Origin of the sequence: Haloarcula sp. CBA1115 (assembly GCF_000827835.1) — an archaeon.
Lineage (GTDB): Archaea > Halobacteriota > Halobacteria > Halobacteriales > Haloarculaceae > Haloarcula > Haloarcula hispanica.
Genome location: NZ_CP010529.1, coordinates 2,339,766 through 2,362,211, shown reverse-complemented (window position 1 = coordinate 2,362,211; position 22,446 = coordinate 2,339,766). Strand labels below are relative to the sequence as shown.

Annotated in this window: 22 protein-coding genes; 9 read left to right on the top strand and 13 right to left on the bottom strand. The window is 62.6% G+C overall.

The features are described 5' to 3' along the window. Positions 1-77: 77 nt before the first annotated feature. Positions 78-311, bottom strand: a complete 234-nt coding sequence (locus tag SG26_RS11820; protein WP_014039737.1) for a hypothetical protein — start codon at positions 309-311, stop codon at positions 78-80. A 478-nt stretch (positions 312-789) separates the two neighbouring features. On the opposite strand from SG26_RS11820, the gene SG26_RS21635 reads away from it, so the two are divergent. Beyond that, positions 790-957: a hypothetical protein gene (locus SG26_RS21635; RefSeq protein WP_014039736.1), complete on the top strand. Its 168-nt coding sequence runs from the start codon at positions 790-792 to the stop codon at positions 955-957. A 35-nt stretch (positions 958-992) separates the two neighbouring features. Here SG26_RS21635 and SG26_RS11815 read toward each other — a convergent pair whose 3' ends face one another. Beyond that, complete coding sequence (locus SG26_RS11815) at positions 993-1,406, bottom strand: DUF3054 domain-containing protein (protein WP_014039735.1); 414 nt, start codon at positions 1,404-1,406, stop codon at positions 993-995. A 110-nt stretch (positions 1,407-1,516) separates the two neighbouring features. Here SG26_RS11815 and SG26_RS11810 point away from each other — a divergent pair, with 110 nt between their 5' ends. Both SG26_RS11810 and fen read left to right on the top strand, forming a co-directional pair. Continuing rightward, positions 1,517-2,074, top strand: a complete 558-nt coding sequence (locus SG26_RS11810) for a GNAT family N-acetyltransferase (RefSeq protein ID WP_014039734.1) — start codon at positions 1,517-1,519, stop codon at positions 2,072-2,074. Positions 2,075-2,154: 80 nt separating this feature from the next. Continuing rightward, positions 2,155-3,135, top strand: a complete 981-nt coding sequence (gene fen / locus SG26_RS11805; protein WP_014039733.1) for a flap endonuclease-1 — start codon at positions 2,155-2,157, stop codon at positions 3,133-3,135. Between the two features lie 58 nt (positions 3,136-3,193). On the opposite strand, the gene SG26_RS11800 is transcribed toward fen, so the two are convergent. From SG26_RS11800 to SG26_RS11790, 3 genes are read right to left on the bottom strand one after another with little or no spacing between them, the layout of a single operon-like run. Further along, positions 3,194-4,333: an ABC transporter ATP-binding protein gene (locus tag SG26_RS11800; RefSeq protein ID WP_050037663.1), complete on the bottom strand. Its 1,140-nt coding sequence runs from the start codon at positions 4,331-4,333 to the stop codon at positions 3,194-3,196. Positions 4,334-4,350: 17 nt separating this feature from the next. Continuing rightward, positions 4,351-5,280, bottom strand: a complete 930-nt coding sequence (locus SG26_RS11795) for a carbohydrate ABC transporter permease (RefSeq protein ID WP_014039731.1) — start codon at positions 5,278-5,280, stop codon at positions 4,351-4,353. Next, complete coding sequence (locus tag SG26_RS11790; protein WP_014039730.1) at positions 5,277-6,341, bottom strand: carbohydrate ABC transporter permease; 1,065 nt, start codon at positions 6,339-6,341, stop codon at positions 5,277-5,279. The genes SG26_RS11795 and SG26_RS11790 overlap by 4 nt, the downstream gene beginning before the upstream one ends. A gap of 566 nt (positions 6,342-6,907) precedes the next feature. On the opposite strand from SG26_RS11790, the gene SG26_RS11785 reads away from it, so the two are divergent. Further along, a complete protein-coding gene (locus SG26_RS11785; protein WP_014039729.1) occupies positions 6,908-8,314 on the top strand; it encodes a class II fumarate hydratase in 1,407 nt (468 codons plus the stop codon). A 222-nt stretch (positions 8,315-8,536) separates the two neighbouring features. Here the strand turns inward: SG26_RS11785 and SG26_RS11780 are convergent, their stop codons facing one another. Beyond that, the gene (locus SG26_RS11780; RefSeq protein WP_050037662.1) at positions 8,537-9,037 is read right to left on the bottom strand and encodes a GNAT family N-acetyltransferase; all 501 of its coding nucleotides are present in this window, start codon (positions 9,035-9,037) and stop codon (positions 8,537-8,539) included. Positions 9,038-9,194: 157 nt separating this feature from the next. Between SG26_RS11780 and SG26_RS11775 the strand changes: the two genes are divergently transcribed. After that, entirely contained in the window at positions 9,195-9,491 is a 297-nt protein-coding gene (locus SG26_RS11775; RefSeq protein ID WP_044951716.1) for a hypothetical protein, read from the top strand. 34 nt (positions 9,492-9,525) lie between these two features. Here SG26_RS11775 and SG26_RS11770 read toward each other — a convergent pair whose 3' ends face one another. Beyond that, positions 9,526-10,320, bottom strand: a complete 795-nt coding sequence (locus tag SG26_RS11770) for a hypothetical protein (RefSeq protein WP_050037661.1) — start codon at positions 10,318-10,320, stop codon at positions 9,526-9,528. An 88-nt stretch (positions 10,321-10,408) separates the two neighbouring features. On the opposite strand from SG26_RS11770, the gene gatE reads away from it, so the two are divergent. Next, positions 10,409-12,280, top strand: a complete 1,872-nt coding sequence (gene gatE / locus SG26_RS11765; protein ID WP_050037660.1) for a Glu-tRNA(Gln) amidotransferase subunit GatE — start codon at positions 10,409-10,411, stop codon at positions 12,278-12,280. On the opposite strand, the gene SG26_RS11760 is transcribed toward gatE, so the two are convergent. Together SG26_RS11760 and SG26_RS11755 are read right to left on the bottom strand one after the other, a co-directional pair. After that, a complete protein-coding gene (locus tag SG26_RS11760; RefSeq protein ID WP_050037659.1) occupies positions 12,277-12,696 on the bottom strand; it encodes a hypothetical protein in 420 nt (139 codons plus the stop codon). The genes gatE and SG26_RS11760 overlap by 4 nt on opposite strands. A gap of 61 nt (positions 12,697-12,757) precedes the next feature. After that, complete coding sequence (locus tag SG26_RS11755) at positions 12,758-13,246, bottom strand: HTH domain-containing protein (protein WP_050006915.1); 489 nt, start codon at positions 13,244-13,246, stop codon at positions 12,758-12,760. Between the two features lie 300 nt (positions 13,247-13,546). Between SG26_RS11755 and SG26_RS11750 the strand changes: the two genes are divergently transcribed. Beyond that, positions 13,547-16,021 carry a bacterio-opsin activator domain-containing protein gene (locus SG26_RS11750; RefSeq protein WP_050037658.1) on the top strand — a complete coding sequence of 825 codons (2,475 nt, stop codon included), beginning with the start codon at positions 13,547-13,549 and terminating at the stop codon, positions 16,019-16,021. A 3-nt stretch (positions 16,022-16,024) separates the two neighbouring features. Here the strand turns inward: SG26_RS11750 and SG26_RS11745 are convergent, their stop codons facing one another. Both SG26_RS11745 and SG26_RS11740 read right to left on the bottom strand, forming a co-directional pair. Next, on the bottom strand, positions 16,025-16,750 hold the full coding sequence (locus SG26_RS11745; RefSeq protein ID WP_050037657.1) for an RNA methyltransferase: 726 nt from the start codon (positions 16,748-16,750) through the stop codon (positions 16,025-16,027). Further along, positions 16,747-17,271 (bottom strand): hypothetical protein, encoded by a 525-nt coding sequence (locus SG26_RS11740; protein ID WP_014039720.1) that lies wholly within the window; start codon positions 17,269-17,271, stop codon positions 16,747-16,749. Before SG26_RS11740 ends, SG26_RS11745 begins: the two co-directional genes overlap by 4 nt. Positions 17,272-17,536: 265 nt before the next feature. Here SG26_RS11740 and SG26_RS11735 point away from each other — a divergent pair, with 265 nt between their 5' ends. Then, positions 17,537-18,496 carry a transcription initiation factor IIB family protein gene (locus tag SG26_RS11735; RefSeq protein WP_008310442.1) on the top strand — a complete coding sequence of 320 codons (960 nt, stop codon included), beginning with the start codon at positions 17,537-17,539 and terminating at the stop codon, positions 18,494-18,496. A 143-nt stretch (positions 18,497-18,639) separates the two neighbouring features. Beyond that, positions 18,640-18,972: a hypothetical protein gene (locus SG26_RS11730; RefSeq protein WP_014039719.1), complete on the top strand. Its 333-nt coding sequence runs from the start codon at positions 18,640-18,642 to the stop codon at positions 18,970-18,972. 283 nt (positions 18,973-19,255) lie between these two features. On the opposite strand, the gene sop2 is transcribed toward SG26_RS11730, so the two are convergent. After that, positions 19,256-19,966, bottom strand: coding sequence for a sensory rhodopsin II (sop2, locus tag SG26_RS11725; protein ID WP_050037656.1), 711 nt, complete (start codon positions 19,964-19,966; stop codon positions 19,256-19,258). 2 nt (positions 19,967-19,968) lie between these two features. Continuing rightward, on the bottom strand, positions 19,969-22,170 hold the full coding sequence (locus SG26_RS11720; protein WP_050037655.1) for a methyl-accepting chemotaxis protein: 2,202 nt from the start codon (positions 22,168-22,170) through the stop codon (positions 19,969-19,971). Positions 22,171-22,446 lie beyond the last annotated feature (276 nt).

Genomic DNA, 22,446 nt, shown 5'->3' with positions numbered 1-22,446 from the left:
CTGCCCGGCGGTGCCAATCTGTACGACCGGTTACGGATATCTATCGAAAACGGGAGAGTAGACGGACAGGAAAGCGCCTAGTCCGCAGTCTGTAGCGGGTCCGACTGCGGGCTCTGTTGGGTCGACGTGTCGTTTGGAACCGGGTCGACGGGGGCACGGACGAACATCGCGTGGCCGATGAGGCCGACTGTTACGACAGAGGCCAGCGGAATCGCCGTCGTCAGTTCGAAGCCGACAACGAACAGAGAGGCGGTGATGCCGGCCATGGCGAGCGGAATGAGTCCAAGAATGATGTCGTAATATCCCGTCATAAGTATGAATCAGTCTACGATAGCGGAGTATATGAATGTTTCCCTAAAATACGGGATAATACACTCAATGGCCCCTGAGAATTTATTCAGTACCCGCTGAGTAACAAACTCATAAGTTATGAGTTGGATTTTGGGGAAAGATTAATATATGCCTATTCTTGTGGACGGTTCACAATATAAGGGCATGGACGACCTGTTGTTGCTGGCCCGCAGCCGTACGCAGGATATGATATTTCACCACAAAGCTGGAATGCGGTGTTTGCCGGCCGGGATGCGATGTCTGCTGTGACGGTTATCTGTTTCTCGGGATAGAGCCCACCGACTCACCTGTTTTCAGAATTTGAGAACTGGATTAGGTGATTCATGGTGTGGTAATGCCCCCTATTTTCTCCGATGATAACTGGGTCCATGTGCTTATTAGGTACGCCAAGATACGTTGAATCGGAGAAAAACGGAACGCCGATTCCCAAACGAGACAATGAGCACGAACGCAACGGACAACACGACGGACGCCGCGACCGACGAGCAAGAACGACGATACGCAGAACTGAACATCGGCGACGAAGAGTTCGTAATCTACGACCGGGAGAACCACCAGGCATGGATTCAGTCGACAGAATCGCTCGAAGTCGCCGACCTGCGATAGTCCGTCAGCGACACCGCAGCTCTGTTACAGGCCGCTTATTTTGCGACTGCAATCGCACCGCGCCAGCACAGCAACAGTGTGCCACCGACGAGCACGGAGACGAGCGCGAACGTCACTGCCGCATTGCCGGGGAACATCGACGTCGAACGGAGCCCCTGCGCGATACCGACTGCCAGTACCCACCCCACGATAGTGCGGCCGAGAGCCGCCCGCACCGTTCCGGTCGCCGCGGCGGTGTACAGCCCCCCGAGTCCGGCGACGAGGAGCCAGCCGACGTAAAATGGCGTCAGCGTCCCAGCGAATCGAGCCGGGCTCAGTATCGGATTGATGCCGTGGGTCAGCTCACCGATACCGACGAACAGGGCAATCGCCAGCAGGTCGCCGACGGCCACCAGCGCCGTCCGGGCGGACAGTTCGATACGACCGTTCCCCACCGTCGAGACGCTCATACAGGTAGTTCCGGCTCCGGCCACTTCGCTCTCCCGGATTCGACGACGGCGGTTGGTGCCTTAGAACAGGGACCAGCACTGATTACAGTGGGCGGCCCCAGTGTCGGTGTATGGAGTTCACGCTGCTCGGCTGGCCCGAGGACGGCCACCGGCTCCGGCTAGATCACGAGCAGTTCGCGTACGCGGGCAAGTTCGTGATGACCTCGACCGGGAAGGCCGTCGTCGGGGACGATGGCGTGGTGGCCGCGGCCGCGTTCGACGCCGACCGGACCGACCCCGACACGCTCTGTGTCCGGTATATCACCGTTCGGCAGGACCGGCAGGGCGACCGGCTCGGTGCCCGCCTCCTCCGGTTCGTTCGGGACCGCGCTACGGAGCGGGGCTTCGAGCGCGTGTCCATCGGTGTCAACAATCCGTTTTCCTACCAGGCCGCCTACCGGGCCGGGTTTTGCTTCAGCGGCGCGGAGTCGGGGATGGCCGAACTCGACCTCGTCTGGCCGGGCGACCGCAGTACCGAACGGTATCAGGCCGGTCTGGACCTGTTTCGGGAGCGCGATCTCTCGCCAGAGGAAGAGTCGTTTCTCGCGGCGAAGGCCGACGCCGACCCGCCGTCGGTCCTCGACGACTGGGCCGAACCGCCGTCCGGACGGACAACCACATCAGGCTGATCGGCCCGATCGAGTCGACTGGCCTGTAGAGTCGTCCCATCTCCGAGAGATTCAAGCGGCTGTCGGCCAAAGGCCTGCCAATGGGAAACGCTGATTTACGGTCGCTCGCGGCGCTGTCGGACGTGTCGTTCGGCGACCTCGGCGGGAGCGTCGTCGCCGTAGACGCCCACAACTGGCTCTATCGCTATCTGACGACGACGGTGAAGTTCACCAGCGAGTCGAAGTACACCACCAGTGACGGCGAGGAAGTGGCGAACCTCATCGGCGTCATCCAGGGGCTACCGAAGTTCTTTGAACACGACCTCACGCCGGTGTTCGTCTTCGACGGCGCGGTCACGGACCTCAAAGACGACGAGGTCGAGAAACGCCGCGAGCAACGCGAGAAGTACGAGTCCGAACTGGAGGCAGCCCGGGAAGCGGGTGACAGCACCCGCGTCGCCAAGCTTGACTCCCGCACGCAGCGGCTGACCGATACCATCGTCGACACGACGCGGGACCTGCTGGAACTGCTCGACGTGCCTATCGTCGACGCCCCCGCTGAAGGCGAAGGGCAGGCGTCGGTGATGGCCCGGCGGGGCGACGTGGACTACGTCGGGACGGAGGACTATGACGCGCTCCTGTTCGGTGCGCCGATGACGCTCCGCCAGATTACGTCGAAGGGCGACCCCGAGCTGATGGACTTCGAGGCGACACTCGAACAGCACGACCTCACCTGGGAGCAACTGGTCGACGCCGCCATCCTGATGGGGACGGACTTCAACGAGGGGATCTCCGGTATCGGTCCCAAGACCGCCGTGACGGAACTCCACGAGCATGGCGACCTCTACGCCGTTCTCGAAGCCCGGGACGAACACATCGACCACGCCGACCGCATCCGGAACCTGTTTCTCGACCCCGAAGTCACCGACGACTACGAGATTCCGGACAGCATCGAGCCGGACGTCGACGCCGCCCGCGCGTTCGTCACCGATAAGTGGGAGGTCGACGCCGACGAGGTCGCTCGCGGGTTCGAGCGCATCGACGAGTCGGTCGTCCAGACGGGGCTAGACCGCTGGGCGTGACAGCGAAAACCCACGACTGACCAATAGCGCACTAAAAACGACCGCGGACGATTTCAGCTCAGACGACCGACTCGACCGTTTCGATCTCGTCGAGCGTGCGGTTCCGGATGGCTTCACCGCTGGCCGTGTCGAAGAGGTGAATCGCGTTCTCGGGGAACCGGACTTTGACGCGCTGTCCGGCCTTGAGCTGTTTCATGCCGCCGACCGTCGCGATGAACTGGTCGTCCATCGACTCGTCGAACTGCAGGTGGGCCGTGTTCTCGTTCCCGCGTGGCTCGACGACGTTGACCGTGGAATCGAACACGTTCGGGCCGGTGTCAGTCTGGACGAACTCGATGTCTTCGGGTCTGATGCCGAGCGTGATGTCGGTCGTCCCCTCGACTTCGGCGACCGTCTCGTCGCTGAGTTCGTACTCGAACCACTCGCCCCGTAGCGTCGACCCCTCCAGAGTCGTCGGGAAGAAGTTCATCGACGGCTCGCCGATGAAGCCAGCGACGAAGAGATTGTTCGGTTCGTGGTAACACTCGAGCGGCGTCGCACACTGCTGGAGGACGCCGTCGTTGAGAATGGCGATGCGGTCGGACATCGTCATTGCCTCCGTCTGGTCGTGGGTGACGTAGACAGTGGTGACGTCGAGATCCTGCTGGAGCTCCTGCAGTTCAGTCCGCATCTCGGCTTTGAGCTTCGCGTCTAAGTTCGCCAGCGGCTCGTCCATCAGGAACACTTCGGGGTCCCGGACGATAGCCCGCCCCAGCGCGACACGCTGTTGCTGGCCGCCCGAGAGTTCTCCGGGCTTGCGGTCGATGAGTTCGAAGATGCCCATATCCTTGCACGCCTTCTCGACGCGCTCGTTGATCTCGTCGTCGGGCATGTCCGTCGATTCCTCCAGCCCGAACGCCATGTTCTCCCGCACGGTCATGTGCGGGTACAGGGCGTAGGACTGGAACACCATCGCCACGTTCCGGCGGGCCGGCGGCTGGTCGTTGATTATCTGGCCGTCCAGCCGGATCTCGCCGCGCGTAATGTCTTCGAGCCCAGCGATCATCCGCAGGGTCGTCGATTTCCCACAGCCCGATGGGCCGACGACACAGAGGAACTCGCCGTCCTCGATGTCGACCGATACCTCGTCAACCGCGATGATTTCGCCGTCGTCGTCTTGGAACGTCTTCGTTACCTCGTCCAGTGTGAGTTGTGCCATTGTGAATACCTCCGTGATTACTCTCCAGCGACGCCTTTCGCGAACTGTTCGCCGAACACGATGTAGACGAGCAGCGTCGGAAGTGCTGCGACGATGGCGCCTGCCATCGTGGTGTTGAACGACTGGACGACCCCGCCAGTGAGCGCCGCGAGGCGCTGGGTCGCCACCTGCGAGGCCGGCTCGTTGATGAGCACCAGCGCGAACAGCAGGTCGTTGTACACCTGCGTGAACTGGTAAATGAGCGTCACCGCGAACATCGGCAGCGACAGCGGGAGGATGATGTTGCGGTAGATGCTGAACGCGCTCGCGCCGTCGAGGCGAGCGGCCTCGATCATCTCCTCGGAGATGCTCTGGTAGTACGACCGGAACAGCAGCGTACAGATCGGAATCCCGTATGCCGCGTGGGTAACCGACAGCTGCAGCAACTGCACGTAGCCGTTACGGCTCGGATACTGCCAACTGCCGCCCGTAATAAAGCCGAAGAGAGTGTTGACGAAACCCTCGACTAGTCCGGGGAACACCTGGAACCAGAACTGTGCCAGCGGGACCAGCACGGCCTGGTAGGGGATGAAGATGCCCGCGATGATGAGAACGACCACGCCGACCTGGCCGCGCCAGCTAATCGTCGTCAGTCCGTACGCGGTCAGGCTTCCAAGCAGCGCAGACATAATCGTCGCCGGGATCGCCATCAACAGCGAGTTTATAAGTCCCGGCCGGAGCGTGTTCCAGGCGGTGCTGAGCGCTTCAAGCGTGAAGCCGTCAGTGCCCGGCGGCGCGAACGGGAGCGTCCGGGCGAACGCGCTCTCGGTCTTGAACATCGTCATCACGGCCGTCTCTACCGGGAAGAGGTAGAAGGCGATACCCGCCAGCAGGAGGGCATACAGGCCGATACGACTGTTCTCTGTACTGCGGAGTTCGTCGATGAAATTGCCGCCTCTGATACTCATAGTTCACCCCGTCGGTATTCGCTGTAGAGGTACGGGCCGATGACCAGCAGCGCGAGGGCAAACAGCACGATAGCGACGGCTGACCCGTACGCCCACTGGAGGCTGTCGAACGCGACCCGATACATCATCGTCGCCAGAATGTCCATGTTCGCCCCCGGCTGTGAGCCACGGAGCGCGTAGATGAAGTCGAACGCCTTCAGCGCGAACACCATCAGCACCACCGACGCGGACACCGCGGAGGCACGGAGTTGCGGGATGATTACCCGCGCATACATCCGAACCGTCGACGCACCGTCGACCCGCGCGGCCTCGTAGTGTTCGGTCGGAATTGCTCGAAGGCCGGCGAGGAAGACGACCATCGCGTAGCCGCTGAACTGCCAGATGAGCGCGAAGATGACCGCCGCCAAGGCGGTCGTGTTCCAGGAGAGCCACTGAATGACCTCGGCGTTGACCCCGGCCGGACGGAGTAGTCCCACGATGGCACCTTCGAGATTGAACACTCGGAGGAGCTGATTGAGCACGCCGTTGCGGGCGTTGTACACCCACGCCCACATCGTCGCTGTGACGACGAACGAGAGGCTCATTGGGAGCAGGTATATCGTTCGGAACGTGTTCTCGAAGCGTATCTGCTGGTCGATGAGGATGGCCACGAACAGGCCAAGCGCCAGACAGAGAACGGTGAACACGACGAGTAACACCACCGTGTTCTGTGCCGCCTGCCAGAACGCCCCGTCGTTCAGCATACGGCTGTACATACTGAGGTCGAAGGTCTCGTACTGTGCACCGCCGAGGCCGTTGTAATCGGTCAGCGACAGGAGGAAGTTCCAGGCGATAGCGCCGTAGACGAAAAAGCCCGCAAACAGGACTGGTGGGAGCCAGAACGGGGCGGATTCGACGAGTTCCCACTCGACCGGCAGTGAGTTCCGGAGCGAGTCGCCCCGGGTCGTCTTCACGGTCGCCCCCCCGTCTGTTGCCAGTTGGTCGCCGTCCGATTCGTCTCTCGATACCGCCGACCGGAGCCTACCCCCGGTGGCGAGGAGTCTACTGAGTATCTCGCGCATGGTTGTTCAGTGGTTCGCCGACGTGAGTTCGCCGTCCATCGTCCCGACGGATGTGTCGTCAGTCACACAGTCTCGCCAGCCAGCACGCGCGTAACCACGCGACCCGGCCAGCCTGTCGCACCAACACAGGCTGGCAGGCGGCGTGGTACCGTCAGATGACGGGTGTGCCATCCCGTCGTCGTGCCGAGCGGGCGAGCGGTTGCAACGCGGCGGGTACACCGGCTGCGAGTGTTCGCGATGTGTTACGTCCGTCGGTGTCCCATCGGGCCCCGACAGCCGACGACGGCAGCGACACACCGCCGTCACCGGACATTGTGGGGGCATCAGTCATGAACGTCTCTGTGGCGTCGAACTCATGGTAAGTGGAGAGAGATTCTACTTAATATTTCCGAATGATAATACACGTTTATCCAGGTCACGGGTTCTGAGCCCTACGGTCTCCGCTGTCCGACCGGGGACCCGTGGTGCGCAGTGAGCGACTGTCCCGGCAGCCCCAGGCCTGTGCCGAGTGGTGTCCCGACTCGTACCGGTGGGTTTTACGACCGGGCGGACCACCCCCCGGACGTATGACCGACGAGTACCGGACAGAGCAGGACAGTCTGGGTGAAATGCAGGTGCCAGCCGACGCGTACTGGGGCGCACAGACGCAACGCGCCGTCGAGAACTTCCCGATTAGCGACGTGACTTTCGGGCGGCGGTTCATCCGAGCGCTCGGCGTCGTCAAGAAGGCGGCCGCGCAGGCGAACCGCGACCTCGGAACGATACCGGAAGATAAGGCGGATTGTATCGTCGAGGCCGCCGACGAGGTCATCGCTGGCGAACACGACGACCAGTTCCCCGTCGACGTGTTCCAGACCGGGTCAGGCACGTCCTCGAACATGAACGCCAACGAGGTCATCTCCAACCGCGCCACGGAGCTGTACGGCGGCGACATCGGGACCCGCGAGATCCACCCGAACGACCACGTCAACTTCGGTCAGTCCAGCAACGACGTGATTCCGACGGCGATGCACGTCGCCTCGCTGGAGGCCGTCGAGAAGGACGTGATTCCCGGCCTGAAGACGCTTCGCGACGAACTCGAAGCCAAGGAAGACGAGTTCGAGAACGTCGTCAAGACCGGTCGAACCCACCTCCAGGACGCGACCCCGGTGACGCTGGGCCAGGAGTTCGGCGGCTACCGCACGCAGGTCGAGAAGGGAATCTCCCGGGTGCAGGACACGCACGGTCGCCTCGCCGAACTCGCCCTCGGCGGAACCGCGGTCGGGACCGGCCTGAACACTCATCCCGAGTTCCCGGCGAAAGCGGCGGCGTACATCAGCGAGGAAACCGGCCTGGAGTTCCGCGAGGCCGACAACCACTTCGAGGCCCAGGCCGCCCACGACGCGATGTCCGAGGCCCACGGTGCGCTCCGGACGGTCGCCGGCTCGCTGAACAAGATCGCAAACGACCTCCGACTGCTCGCGTCCGGGCCCCGCAACGGTCTCGGCGAGATCGACCAGCCGGAGAACCAGCCCGGCTCCTCGATCATGCCCGGGAAGATCAACCCCGTCGTCGCCGAGGCGGTCAATCAGGTCCACAAGCAGGTCGTCGGCAACGACGCCGCCGTCTCGGCCGGCGCTGCCGAGGGCCAGATCGACCTGAACCTCTACAAGCCCGTGCTGGCTTCGAACTTCCTGCAGTCGGCCAAGCTCATCGCCAACAGCAGCGCGGTGTTCGGCGAGAAGTTCGTCGCCAAACTGGAGGCCGACGCCGAGCACTGCGCCGAACGCGTCGAGCAGAGCATGGCGCTGGCGACGGCGCTCAACCCCGCCATCGGCTACGACAAGGCGAGCAAGGTCGCGAAGAAAGCACTCGCCGAGGAGAAGACTATCCGCGAGGTCGTCCTCGAAGAGGGGTACCTCGACGAGGACGAGGTCGACGACGTGCTCGACCCCGAGAAGATGACGAAGCGTGGTATCCTCGGCGACGAGTAGCGAGGGGCGCGAACGGAGTGAGCGGCCCTCGTACCGGAACGGCGACGTGAGGAGCCGTGATGGAGTAGCGAAGGCTGAGCGAAGCCTTCGGAAATGCGAGCGACGACAGCGGGAGCCGCGAACAGCAGTGTCCCCTGTTGTGTCTCTGTTTTCTGGTCGGTTCTGTGCCGACGGACAGCCGTCACCGCGGGAAACAGCATTGGGCCACCACGGCTGATGCTTCTAGACCCGCAACTCGTCCGCAAGGACGTAGCGGCTCTCGGGGTAGCGCTCGCCGCCGATTTCGGTTTCGCTCTCGTCGGCGAACTCGAACCCGAACCCCTTGTAGAACTCGGCTCCGGGCTCGTTCGCCGAAAGGACCATCGCGTTGATCCGGTCGATGTCGTGCTCGAACAGTTCCTCGCAGGTCCGTTCTAGCAGGGTCCGGCCGATTCCCTCGCGCCTGTAGTCGGGATGGACGTACAGCCGGAGAATGTACCCCACGCGGTCGGTCTCGTGCCACGTTGCGTGTGCGAACCCGACAACGCGCCCCTCGCGCTCGGCGACGAACAAGAGCGTCTGCGATTCGACCAGTTCCGATTCGATCTGCTCGGGCGAATACCAGTCGCCAACGCCGTCTTCGACTGTTTCCTGGGTGAGCAACGGGTAATCCGTCTCCCAGGCAGCCGTCGCAACCTGGTTGATTGCCGTCACATCATCCGGAGTTGCCGGTCTGACTGTCATATGGAAACGTATGTCACGGTGTGTGATATGTTTTCCCGCGCAAGTGGATCGAAATATCAGGTCTCGCCTCAACAACCGGATCTGGTCGGCGAGGGTGATCACCGAACAATCCAAATTCATAATGTTTTTTAATTATGAAACGGAGTATGTGATACAGATGCGTTACTCGGAAACGTTGCAGTTGTTCGACCAGGCCTGTGAGTTCCCCGCCGACCACACCACTATCGTCCACCAGCTCGGCGACGTCGAGCTGGTCGCCCAGAACGGCGACTCCGTCGAAATGAGTGAGGTGCTGGCTCGGACCAGCGAAGCCACGTACCAGTCCGCAGAGGGGCTGTATAACTCCCTCGTCGGGAACCTCGACGACGATTTCATCGGCCGGAAGTACTACGACGACCGGGCCGGGAGCACGTCCGGAACCGACGAAGTTCGAACGGAAACGGACCGTCTCTAGCCGCTGGATGCGCGGTGCCGCGTGCTGGCCCGACTCAGTTCATCGGCGTTGATTCGTTGAGCCACGCCGGCCGCTCCGCCGTCGTCTCGCCGATGTCCTCGTACCAGAAGCTGTATTCGACGATGCGGTCTTCGGTGCGATACCAAACGCTGAATCGGCGGACGAGGCCCGCGGGTTCGACCAGCAGTTCAATTCGGAGTTCCTCCAGCCGTTCTGTAGTCGGAATCTCACCGCCCGAACCGCGAATCCGGTAGGCCTGGCTGCCGTCACTGGTGACGACGGTCGTAGAACTCTGGTTGACCACGGCGTAGCGATTCAGGTAGAACGCCGTCCGGTAAGCGTACTTGTCGCGGCTGAAACGGACCTCGCCGCGCTGGCGCTCGACGGTGCCGTCGTCCCGTCGTTCGTACCAGTTGGTGCCGTCGGCGTAGGTCGACTGCTCGTACCGCTCGACGGTCCCGTTCGAGTCAGTCGTCAGTCTGACCATCTCGTCGCGATACCGCGTCGGTGATTCGACGGCGACAGTCTCGGTGCGCCGGACGGAGCTGCTGTCGTTCCCGATTGTGAGCTCGGTGTAGCGTTCGTTCAGAGTGTAGGTAGTGCCGTTGAGTGCCTGCCGGTGGGCGGCGGACAGGAGCGCGACGTTTTCGAGGCGCTCCGTGGTAACGCCGGGCGGCGGGTCCAGCATCGTTGCCGTGTCCGACTCCGCTGCTGTCGGGACCGGGGCCGGCGTGACAGTACCCTGATCGGCGGTGTCAGCGCCGACGAAGGCGTTACAGCCGGCTGTCAGGAGCAGAACGGCCACCGCGGCTGTCGACAGCCAGCGCATACTGACAGTGAGGGAGAGAGCGTCAAAAGCACGGCGGCGAGCGCGGGAAGGGTGCGTTTTTTGGCCCCCGGTCCCGGACACCTCGACAATGACCGAGTACGACTACGAGGAGCTGGGGCTCGTCGCCGGCTTAGAGATCCACCAGCAACTCGACACCGCGACGAAGCTGTTCTGTGACTGTCCGACGACGATCCGCGAACCCGAGGAGAGCGAGCGCTCCTTTACCCGCTATCTGCACCCGACAAAGAGCGAGCTCGGGGAGATCGACCAGGCGGCCTTAGAGGAGAGCATGGTCGACCGGGAGTTCGAGTACCTGGCCTACGACACGACCTGCCTCGTCGAGGAGGACGACGAGCCACCCCACCGCGTCGACCGCGAGGCGATGGAGACGACGCTGGAAATCGCCCAGCTACTGGATATGTCCGTCGTCGACCAGGTGAACGTCATGCGCAAGATCGTCGTCGACGGGTCGAACACCACGGGGTTCCAGCGGTCGATGCTGGTCGCTAACGACGGGGCCATCGAGACGAGCGCCGGCCCGGTCGGTATCGAGGACATGCTACTGGAGGAGGAGTCCTGCCAGCGCGTCGAGGAGACCGCCGACGGTGTCCGGTTCTCGCTCGACCGGCTCGGCATTCCGCTGGTCGAAATCGGCACGAAGCCGGACATCAGTTCGCCCGAGCAGGCCCGCGAGGCCGCCGAGCGAATCGGGATGCTCCTCCGTTCGACCGGGAAGGTCAAGCGCGGCCTCGGGACCATCCGACAGGACGTGAACGTCTCCATCGAGGAGGGCGCACGAATCGAACTGAAGGGCGTCCAGAGCCTCGACGACATCGACGACCTCGTCCGCAACGAGGTCCGCCGGCAGGTCGAACTGCTGGACATCGCCGACGAACTCGCCGGACGCGACGCCGCCGTCGGCGAGCCACAGGACGTGACCGGGGTGTTCGAAGACACGGAGTCGGGCGTCATCGAAGGCGCGCTCTCCTCGGGCGGCGAGGTACAGGGCCTCCTGCTTTCGGGCTTCGACGGCCTGGTCGGCCGCGAGATTCAGCCCGACCGCCGGCTCGGGACGGAGCTGTCCGACCACGCCAAGCGCCACGGCGCGGGCGGCATCTTCCACACCGACGAACTCCCGGCCTACGGCGTCACCGAGGCGGAAGTCGAGGCACTTCGGGACGCCGTCGGCGCAGGTCCCGAGGACGCTGTCGCCATCGTCGCCGACGACCCGGAGACCGCCGAACTGGCTATCGACGCCGTTGCCGAACGGGCCGAGACCGCGCTCGAAGGCGTCCCCGAGGAGACGCGGGACGCGAACGAGGACGCCACGTCGCGGTACCTCCGACCGCTCCCCGGCGCGGCCCGGATGTACCCCGAGACGGACGTGCCACCGGTCGAACCCGACGTGACCGAAGTCGAGACTCCGGAGCTACTCACCCAGAAGGTCGACCGGTACGAGAGCGAGTTCGACCTCGGCTCCGGCCTCGCCGAACAGGTCGCCTACGGCCAGCGGTGGCCGCTGTTCGAGGCGCTTGTGGAAGGCGAGGGCGTCGACCCGACGCTGGCCGCCGGGACGCTGGAGTCGACGCTGACCGAACTCCGCCGCGACGACGTGCCCGTCGGGAACCTCACCGACGAGCACCTGTGGGGCGCAATCCTGCTGGTCGATGGCGGAGACGTGCCGCGTGAGGGGATCGAGGACCTCCTGACAGCCCTCGCAGAGAACCCGTCGCTGACGGCCCAGGAAGCCGTCGAGCAGGAAGGACTGGGCGGCGTCGACGAGTCGGAGGTCCGGGACGCCGTTGTCGAGGTCGTCGAGCGCCACGAGGACCAGATCGCCGAAGAGGGGATGGGGGCGTTCTCGGCGCTGATGGGCGAGTGCATGGGCGCACTCCGTGGCAAAGCTGACGGCGATACAGTTAGCGACGTGTTGCGCTCGGAGATACAGAAGCGGGCTTAATTGCTCCGTTCGGGGCGTAAAGAGTCGATATCGACGGCGTTCGATGAGAGGCCATTACCGCTCGCGGACAGGTCGTGTTCGATCGTCGACTCGAGCAACGGGACGAGGGCCGGCGCGTTCGGCCCGATATCGACCATATCTTCCGATTGGTCGTACTGGACGACACCGGCATCGACCAGCCGCGGAAGGTGGTTGTGATAGAGGGCCGTGTAAATCTTGAGTCGCTCGTCGCGGTGCTGTTCGGCCGGTGTCCCGTGTTCGAATTCGGTCACCGTATCCGTGAGTACGGCTAGTGAAACCGGCGTCGTGTACTGTGAAAGCCCGTACAGGAGGTACCGCCGGTAGTGCGACGACAGGAGCGACAGTCGGTCGTCCAGCGGAAGCGAGTCGGGGATCTCAGTTTGTTTCGTATTCATTTTGATTGGTATGGTGCTGGATGGGGACAGCTATCGTGGCAGGTTTGGGGCGGTTCGAACGCTATTGTACCACGGTACGCTCGTGCTCGAGTTCGTCGGCTAGGTCTGCGGCATCCGCGAGACGGTTGACACGGTCGGTGACGCGGTGGACCGTTCCATCCCGCGTACAGGGGGCGACGTGCGTGAGGTCATCATCAACGTATTCGGCGAGGGCAAGCGTCGGCAGCGTGATCACGCTGACCGATTCGTCAGAAACCATGTTCGTCAGCGGGTGCTCCCAGTCGAAGGCGGCAAGCGAGGCATCGGCGTCGCGCTCCCACTGTTCGAACATGGAAAGCCGCTCCAACAGGTGTCGTCCCTCCGCAGTCCGCTGTGCGAGCCGCGGTTCGATCCGGCGCCCCCAGATTAATATCGACAGATCCTCGATATAGCCCGCGTCCTCGAGAGCCTGTAACCGGTCAATCAGGTAGTTCTGTTGTTGCGTTGCATCTCCCGGACAGAGGGACCGGACGAACAGTTCGACGCGAACCGGATTGGCAGTGGAATCCATAGTGAGATGTTGAGTATCCTGTGCCTCGATACAGCGGTAACTGTCCTAAGCACTCTCTCTAGGCCCCTAGAATAAATCGGGACGAATCGGATTCATGGGTGATATATCTGGGTCAATCGGTAATTGGTTAGTATGTGAATATCTGGTAGTTGTTTTGCCAAGTTTGTGTTCAAATCAGCCCGAATAGAGCTCTGGAGTTCGATTTCTGCATAGTATTCACCACAGACGTGTTCCCCGAGAAAATATTACTATTCTAACTAGACACCGGGCGTTAAGTAGCTCGCCGCCACACTTTGACTCATGGTCCCAAGTGTCATGGATGGCCATGATATCCCAGCCCTGTACGGGCCAGCCATGGATACACTACCACTCATGTTTGCGATCGTAGACGAGTCCGGGGTGATCCTCTCGACGAACGAGACGTGGAGCGAGTTCGGCCGGGCAAACGGAACAGAGCTGACACCGAATACGCTGGGCGTGAACTACCTCGACGTCGCTGACATGGCTGACGACGCGACCGGGCAACAGGCAGCCGACGGGATCAGAACCGTCCTCGCTGGCGAACAACCCACGTTCGAACTTGAATATCCATGTCACGCCCCGTCATCGCAACGGTGGTTCCGGTTGTACGCCGCCCCGTTCACTATCGACGGGGAGACGTATGCGTCCATCGCACATATCGACATCACGGCCCGCAAGCAACGGGAGTCAGTGCTCGAAGCGGCCTACGATATCTGTACCGACGCGAACCGGACATTCACAGAACAACTCGACGCGCTGCTAGAACTCGGCTGTGAGACGCTCGATACGTCGTTTGGGACGCTCTCCCGGGTCCACGGTGACGAGTACGTGTTCGAGGCAGTCACTGCACCGGCGACTGCCGACCTCGAAGCCGGCAGCACGACCAGCATCGAGGACCTCCCGAACTGCAGACACGTCGTCGAACACCGCGAACCGCTCGCGATCAGTGACGTTGCTGCGGACGCGCCGGACCTCGCTGACCCGGAGTGGGGAATCGCGAACTACATCGGCGCGCCCGTCGTCGTCGATGGGGCCGTGTACGGGACGTTCTGCTTCTACGGGCTGGAACCACGCGAGACAGTGTTCACGCAGTGGGATCTGACGTTCGTCCGGTTGCTCTCGGACTGGGCGGGCTACGAACTCGAACGACAGCGCCACACGGAACAGCGAAGCGCGTTGAATACTGCCCTCCCAGACCCCAGTTTCATCATTGATGCGGAAGGGCGATTTCTCGACTGTCCGACCGATCCCGAGACGATGGTGACGGTCGACGATACGGACACGCTTGTCGGTCAGACGCTACACGAGTTTCTTCCCCACGACACCGCTGATTCGCTACTGGCGACCGTTCGTGCAGCCCTGCGGACCGGGTCGTTCCAATCTGTGGAGTACAAACTGCAGCTTCCCGGTGGCAAGCGGTGGTTCGAGGCGCGGGTCGCGCCGCTGGAAAGCCGCACGTACGACCTCGATACCGTCATTTTCGTCGCCCGAGACATCACTGCGCACAAAGACCGACAGGCCGAACTCGAACGACAGCGTGACGAACTCGAACAGACACAGCGGCTCAACGTGCTGGGCAGAGAGATCGCGAAGGCGCTACAGGACACACAGACGCGTGAGGAAATCGAATCGGCAGTGTGTACGCATCTCACTGAATCGGACCTGTACCAGGCCGTGTGGGCCGGGAGCCGCGGGAGTGCCACGAGGATAACACTGAGTGCCGCCGCTGGGATTGACACGGCAACGCCGGAGCATATTTCGCCCGGCGAGCACAGTCTCGCCATCGATGCCATCGACACCGGCGAGGTACAGGTCGTCGAGGATATCACCGACGTGTCGACGCCCTCGGACACCGGGATGGACCGCCCACTACTCGCAGACCGCTGCTCCGTCGCGGCTGTTCCCCTGACAACTGGCGAGACCACGTACGGCGTCCTGATGGTGTATGCATCGACAGAAGCCACGATTGGCTGTCGTGAGTCGAGTATCCTGGCCGATCTAGGGCGACTTATCGCGCTTTCTATCCAGCGAGTCCACAGTCAGCAGTCACTGCTGGCGGCGACAACGGTCGAACTCGAATTCCTGACGCCGGACTCCGATGACGCCTTCGCCGGCCTCTCAGCGATGCTCGACTGTTCGTTTACGCTCGAACGGCGCGTCCCGACCAGTTCCGGGAACTGCCTCCACTACGTTCGCATCAGCGGTGTGGACACTGACCGGGTGTGTCAGGCGCTCACTGAGACGCCCTCGGTCGAGTCCTGTACCGTCGTGGAAACGGCGGCGGAGAACCGAGCGCCCCTGCTCGAAGTCGCGCTCGACGAGATATCCGCATCGCCGCTCGACACGCTCGCAGATTACGGCGGGGCCGTGCGGCGGGCCGTCGCAGCGGACGGCGACCTGCGGTTCACAGCGGAGATGGCACCGGACATCAACGTCCGCGCCGTCGTCGAGGCGATTCAAGAGATCGCGCCCGGGACAGAACTGCGGAGCAAGCAGTACGTCGACCAGCCAGTCTCGACGGCCACGGATTTCCAGACGCGGATACGCGACCGGCTGACGCCGAAACAGGCCGCCGCACTCAAGACTGCCTACGCACGCGGCTACTACGACTGGCCTCGAGGGAGCTCCGCGGAGGAACTGGCTGCGACACTCGACATTTCCGCGCCGACCTTACACTACCGGTTGCGGAAGGCCCACGACGCCGTCATCGGTTCGCTGTTCGACTCCGACACTGGGTCTGAAAAGCTCGACTGACCCTCAGTCGTCTTCGGCACGCTCGATTCGCTGTCGGGCTTGCCGAAACAGACCGCGAAGCGTCTTCGTCTCCCGGCCGGTCGGTTGCGCACGCCCGAGCACCCGCCGGAACAGCCGCCGAGCCTTGTGCTGTTTCTCTTCGGGGTGACCGATAGCGCCGAGGAATCGGTCGAACTCCTCGTGTAGGCCCTCGACCGCCGGCGTCTCGGCGAGCGTATGCAGCTCCTCGGGGTGCTGGGTCTCGGCAACAGTTAGCTCACGCAGTTCATAGAGAACGATTGTAGCCGCCTGACCGAGGTTCAACACCGGGTACGACGCGCTGGCCGGGATAGAGCAGACGACGTCCAGCCGTGCGAGTTCGTCGTTCGAGAGCCCGACCCGTTCGCGGCCGAAGACGACGCAGATGTCGCCCTCGACATCCTGAAGCGAGTCGGCAAGGTCGGCCGGCGTCGTCGCCGGATACCGGACGTGGTTGGCGGGGTCCTCGTTCGTCGTCGCCGTGCAGGCGACGGTGTGGTAGTTCTCGACGATCTCGTCGAACGTCACCGTCCGGGCGTTCGGGAGGATGTCGTCGCGGGCCTGTCCGGCGAAGCCGTACGCTTCGCCATCGGGGTCCAGTTCCGGCGGGTCGACAAGTAACAGCTCCGACAGGCCGAAGTTCTTCATCGACCGGGCGATGGTGCCGACGTTGCCCGGCGTCTCCGCGTCGACGACGGCGACCGAAATCATACGTCCAGGTCGCTCAGGTCCATATCAATTGTGTCGAGGTCTTCCTCGTCCATCTGCTCGACTTCCTCTTCGAGTCCCGGAATCGCTTCGTCCCTGTCGGGGGCCTCCGGCAGCGCTGTCGGGTCCTCCTCGACGTGTTCGAGGCCGACATATCCCTCGGGGGCGCGGTTCCCGTCGAGGAACCACTCGTGGAAGGCCGAGGCCAGGTCCGTCTCTCCAGCGTGGGCCTCGCCGCCCTCCTCGCGGAACCAGTAGATGAAATCCGTCTCGTGGTCCGAACAGACAACCACCTCGCCCATCGGCTCCCCGTAAATAGCATCCGCGACGTTGCACTGCTCGATGTCTTCGTCGCCGTGAATCAGCCAGCAGGCGTCACAGGGGTCGACGACCCGCTCTGCGAGCACCAGCAGCCGCTGGCGGGTTTCCGGTTCCATCGTCTTGAGCGGCCGGACCCGTCCGTCCGGCCCGAGTACGTCCTCGTCGAAGCGCCAGCCACGAAGCCCGATATTGACCTTGCTCATACGTCAGAGTGGGAGAGTCCCGGACTAAAAGAGCGCGATATGCCGGTCGACTGCTACCGATCCGTCCGCGCTCCAGCATCATCGCGGAGTGTGAACCGGGTGTGTCAGCCGGTTACACCCACCGCTCGTTCGAAACATAGACAGTTCTAGCTAAATTTAACATGATTATTCCAGCTAGCATCCGCGGCCAGCATCCAGATCAGGCAAAACTGTTGGTCTCGCCCAAACATTTATACGTGATTGGCTTTTCTCCGTAAAAGAACACATGGAACGGCCGACGCGCCAGCGGGATTCTGACCAGGAGGAACGCGAGGAGGAGTCCGAGAGCACGGGCCAGCAGACCTGCCCCGAGTGTGAGTCGGAGTCCATATCTAGCGACGGCGGTGGTGAACTCGTCTGCGAGGACTGTGGCCTCGTCATCGAGGACGAGAACATCGACCGCGGGCCGGAGTGGCGGGCGTTCAATCACTCCGAACGCCAGTCCAAGTCACGCGTCGGAGCCCCCACGACCCAGACGATGCACGACAAGGGGCTGACCACACAGATCGACTGGAAGGACAAGGACGCCTACGGTCGGTCGCTCTCCTCGGAGAAGCGGAGCCAGATGCACCGCCTCCGGAAGTGGCAGGAACGCATCCGAACCAAAGACGCCGGCGAGCGGAACCTGCAGTTCGCGCTGTCGGAGATCGACCGCATGGCCAGCGCACTCGGTGTGCCACGGTCGGTTCGAGAGGTCGCGTCGGTCATCTACCGACGCGCGCTCAACGAGGACCTCATCCGCGGTCGGTCCATCGAGGGCGTCGCCACGGCCTGTCTGTACGCGGCCTGTCGACAGGAAGGTATCCCACGGAGCCTGGAGGAGGTCTCGGACGTCTCCCGGGTCGAGCAGAAGGAGATCGGGCGGACGTATCGGTACGTCGCCCAGGAACTCGAACTGAAGATGGAGCCGGTCGACCCCAAGCAGTACGTGCCCCGCTTTGCCTCCGAACTGGAACTCTCCGAGGAAGTCCAGTCCAAGGCCAACGAGATCATCGACACCACCGCCGAGCAGGGCCTGCTCTCGGGGAAATCACCCACCGGCTACGCCGCCGCGGCCATCTACGCCGCCTCGCTGCTGTGTAACGAAAAGAAGACCCAGCGCGAGGTCGCCGACGTGGCCCAAGTGACAGAGGTCACCATCCGCAACCGGTATCAGGAGCAGATCGAAGCGATGGGCATCCACTGACCGGGCGCGTTCCCTGTTGTGCAGTAGCGTCGTTCTCTGGTCGCCGTTTATTCGCTGCGCTGACAGCTGTCGTGTAACGTAGCCGCCCGGTACTGGCTGGGTAGGCGTGCAGAACTATCTGTCTGGACGCCAATACCGTAGGTATGCCTGTCTCGCCCGCACAGAAACGGCTCGCAATTCTCGTTATCGGACTCGTGATCCTCTTTGCACCCGCGCTGTTCGTCGTCGCCACGCTGGAGTTTCTTATCCTGTCCGGTGACCTCGCGCTCAGCGAAATCTCGCTCCTCGAGTTCGTCGAACTGTATCTCATCGACTTAGTGCTGTTCGTCCTGCTCGGCTACGGCGTCTACCGGTTGACGTTCTGGCTGATTGAGAACCAGCTTCCGGAGGCACTCGATAGCGTAGACGAGACCGAGGCAACCGACGCGACTGACGAAGCAGAACCGTCTGGTGGCGTCAATGAGGACCGGTCCTGAAAGACCGGCACTGCTGAGGCGACACAACGACGTGCCGTGAGTTTCTCGCAAAGTCGGGACCGCTCGCGGGTTTTCCGCCGCCGACCGCGTCAACGAGGCCGACCCAGTGCTTGCGGGTCGCTCTCCCCGCTCGCATTTTCGAGGGCGACTCAGTGCTCACGGCTCCTTCCGTCGCCGCTCGCAACAACGAGGGCCGCTCACTGCTCGCGGATCGTTCCTCCCCGCTCGCGACAACGAGGGCCGCTCACTCTGTTCGCGCCCCTCGCTTCGTTCGCGCCCCTCGCTAGTCCCCTGCAACCGCCGTCAGCTCCTCGGCACTCTCGCCGACTGAGCCGAGGTCCATCATTGCCAGCAAGGCAATGACGCCGAAGCCGACTTTCGTGACCACGTCGAGGTACACGATCACGAGTGTCGCAGTCTCGACGTCCATGAGGCCCACTCCTGCCGCACCGAGCAGCCACACGACCGGATACACCATCCAGAGGACGACGACGAAGTTCCGGAGCGTGCGGTACAGGCTGATCTCTATGTCGGACAGGGTCGACTTCGCAGCCACCGCGATGTTCCCGTAGAGGAGATAGATGACGCCGCCGAACAGCGCCGCGCCGACCGCGAACAGCACGTAGCTGACCGGCGATGGCGTGACCGCGCCGGCGAACCCGAAGACGATAGTCAACGCCTGCAGGACGACGAGTTTCACCGTGTCCTCCCGGCTTGCACCGGCAAGGAGCGCCAGGAACCAGACGTTGAGCGGCGTCGTCAACAGCCAGTCGATATAGCGAATCACGTACACTGCGTGGCCCTGGCTCTGAATCGCTCCGAAGCCGAGCGTCATCAGGGCGTAGGCGACGATGGCGATACCGGGAATCGCTATCAACAGGAGGTAGCGCTTCCGCGTCTCTTCGGGGACGAGCGTGTAGCCGTATGCCAGCACGGCCGTCCCGAGCAGTTCACCCAGTAGTCCCAGCGTGAACCAGGTCGTTATGGTTGCCATTGTTAGTCGTCCCCCACCACAGCCGTGCTGTCGGTGTCCGTCCCGGCCGAGCTTTCGACGGTAAAGCGGTCCAGTAGCGATTCGAGGTCGTCAGCCCGCTGCCTGAGTTCCGTCGCGGAGTCCGACACTTCGTCGATGGACGCGGACTGGTCCTGTGCCGCGCCAGCCACAGTATCTGCCTCCGTCGCCGTCTGCTGACTGATCGTCGTCAGGTCGTCGATGGTACCCATCACGTCCTGTGCGGTCCGGGCCTGTTCCTCGGTCGCCCGGTCGATCTCCTGGATGCCGGTGTCGACCTCTTCCGTGTACTCGACGATGGTCTCCAGCGCGTCGACGGTCTCCTCGACCGTCGAGACGCCTTCAGTAATCCGGTTACTGGTCGACTCCATCGTCTCGACCGTGTCGCCGGCCTGCTCTTGGATGCCCGCAATGCGCTGCTCGATGTCGGCGGCGGCCTCTTTGGTCTCCTCTGCGAGGCCCTTGATCTCGTCCGCGACGACGGCGAACCCTTCGCCGTCACCGTCAGCGTGGGCGGCCTCGATGGAGGCGTTCAGTGCGAGCATGTTCGTCTGCTCGACGATGCTCGTGATGACGCCGACGATCTCGCCGATCTCGTCGAGTTCGTCGTCGAGCGCGTTGATCTCTTCGACGGTCTCGCCGGTCTCGTCCTCGATGGCGCTCATCTCCGCGATGGCCTCCTGGGCGGCTTCGCGGCCGTCCTCACCGACTTCGGCGGCCGACTGGGACGTGTCGGCAACCTGCTGAGCGGAGGAGGCGACCTGCTGTGCAGTCGCCGAGAGGTTCTGCATCTCGGCGGCCGCCGATTCCAGCCCCTCGTTTTGCTCGGTCGTGCCTTCGAAAATCTCGTTTATCGACTTCGACACTTGCTTGCTGGCCTGGTCGACCCGCTCCGCGTTCGAGTTGACGCGGTCGCTGGACTGGATGACGTTGGCCGCGAACGCCTTCATGTCGGCAATGGTGTCTTCGAGCGCATCCAGCGTCGTGTTGATGTCCTCGCCGACCTCCGCCATCGCCTCGTTCATACTGTCCGTATCTACCCGTGCGGTGAGGTCACCGTTAGCGGCGGCGGCGAGCGCGTCGCTGTACTGCTGTGCCTTGAGTTCGAGGTGGCCGGTCAGCGCCTCCATCTCGTTGCGTTCGGATTCGACGTCCTCACGGGCCGTCTGTGCCTGCTCTTTGGCCTCCTCGGCTTCCTGCCGTGCGGTTTCGGCTTCGGATATCTGCATCCGGAGGTTCGCCCGCATATTGTCGAAGGCGGCGTACAGCGTTCCGAACTCGTCCTCGCGTGACGTGCTGAGGTCGACGTCGAGTTCCCCCTCGGCCATCGCTTCGGCCTTCACCGAAAGCCGTCGCAGCGAAGCGATCGTGTTTCCGCCGATCGTGACTCCGATGAGTCCGAGGTTGACGACGGCAAGCAAAATGAGCCCGATGAGGTCGGAGTTGATCTGGTCGCTCAGGGCGTACGCGTTCTGGCGATCAGCGTGGACCATAACGACCCAGTCCTGTGATTCGAGTCGGTTCAGTCCCATCAGCATACTGTCCGTTTCGTGGAAGGCGCTCTCGCCGGGTTCGAGCGTCCCCAGCGGGTTCGACTCCATCTCCGAGATCGGTGCTGTCGACCCGATCATCGAGGTGTTGGGGTGGGAGACGAACTCGCCGTCAGTGTTGACGACCGTGGTAAACGACCCATCGCGCTGGTTCGATATCTGATCGGCCTTCTCCCGGAGGTCGATCATGTACACGAGCGCTCTGTCTTCGTCACCGGGGACCGGCGAAACGACGGCAACTATCGGATGGTCGACGACCGAGACAGAGAACGGCTCCGTCACATGCGTGTCGTCGGGACCGTCGAACTGCGGCGGGTCCGTAGCGAACGGTGCGCCCTGCTCGGCAGCGTTGACTCCGATGAAGTCCTGATTCGAACTGGCGCGAATCTCGTTTGTCTCGGTGTCGAAGTAGTGCACTGCGACGACACCGGGCGGGAGTTCCTCGTTGGACCGTAACTCCTCCAGCCGTTGCTGTTTCTCCGTGTTCGTCCCGTCAGTGAACACGGGGAGTCGCGACGTTGATCGGACATCCCGCTGCGATGTCGTCAACCATTCGTCCAACTGTGCGGCCTGCGTCTCTGACAGCGCCGTGATGTCGTCCGCAACGTCTTCCTCGAGAGTGGCGGACGCCTGCACGCTTGTCAGGACCCCGGCGGCGATAATAACAATTATCGCGAATGAAAGCGCCAACCCGAGTCTAGCAGCGTAACTGCCAGCAATAAAACTCGGGAGCGGCGAGTCCCTATCTGATTCCATCATCCAGTGCTACGCAAACGTGCTAATAAAGGGTTGTTACGCAATTTTCACCGATGATAAACGCTACTACCAACTGTGGACACCCTTCGGCCCCAGCACGGCTAACGTTGGTTAGTTGTGTTTTTCTGATAATATCTTCCGTAGTCGCCGATATGA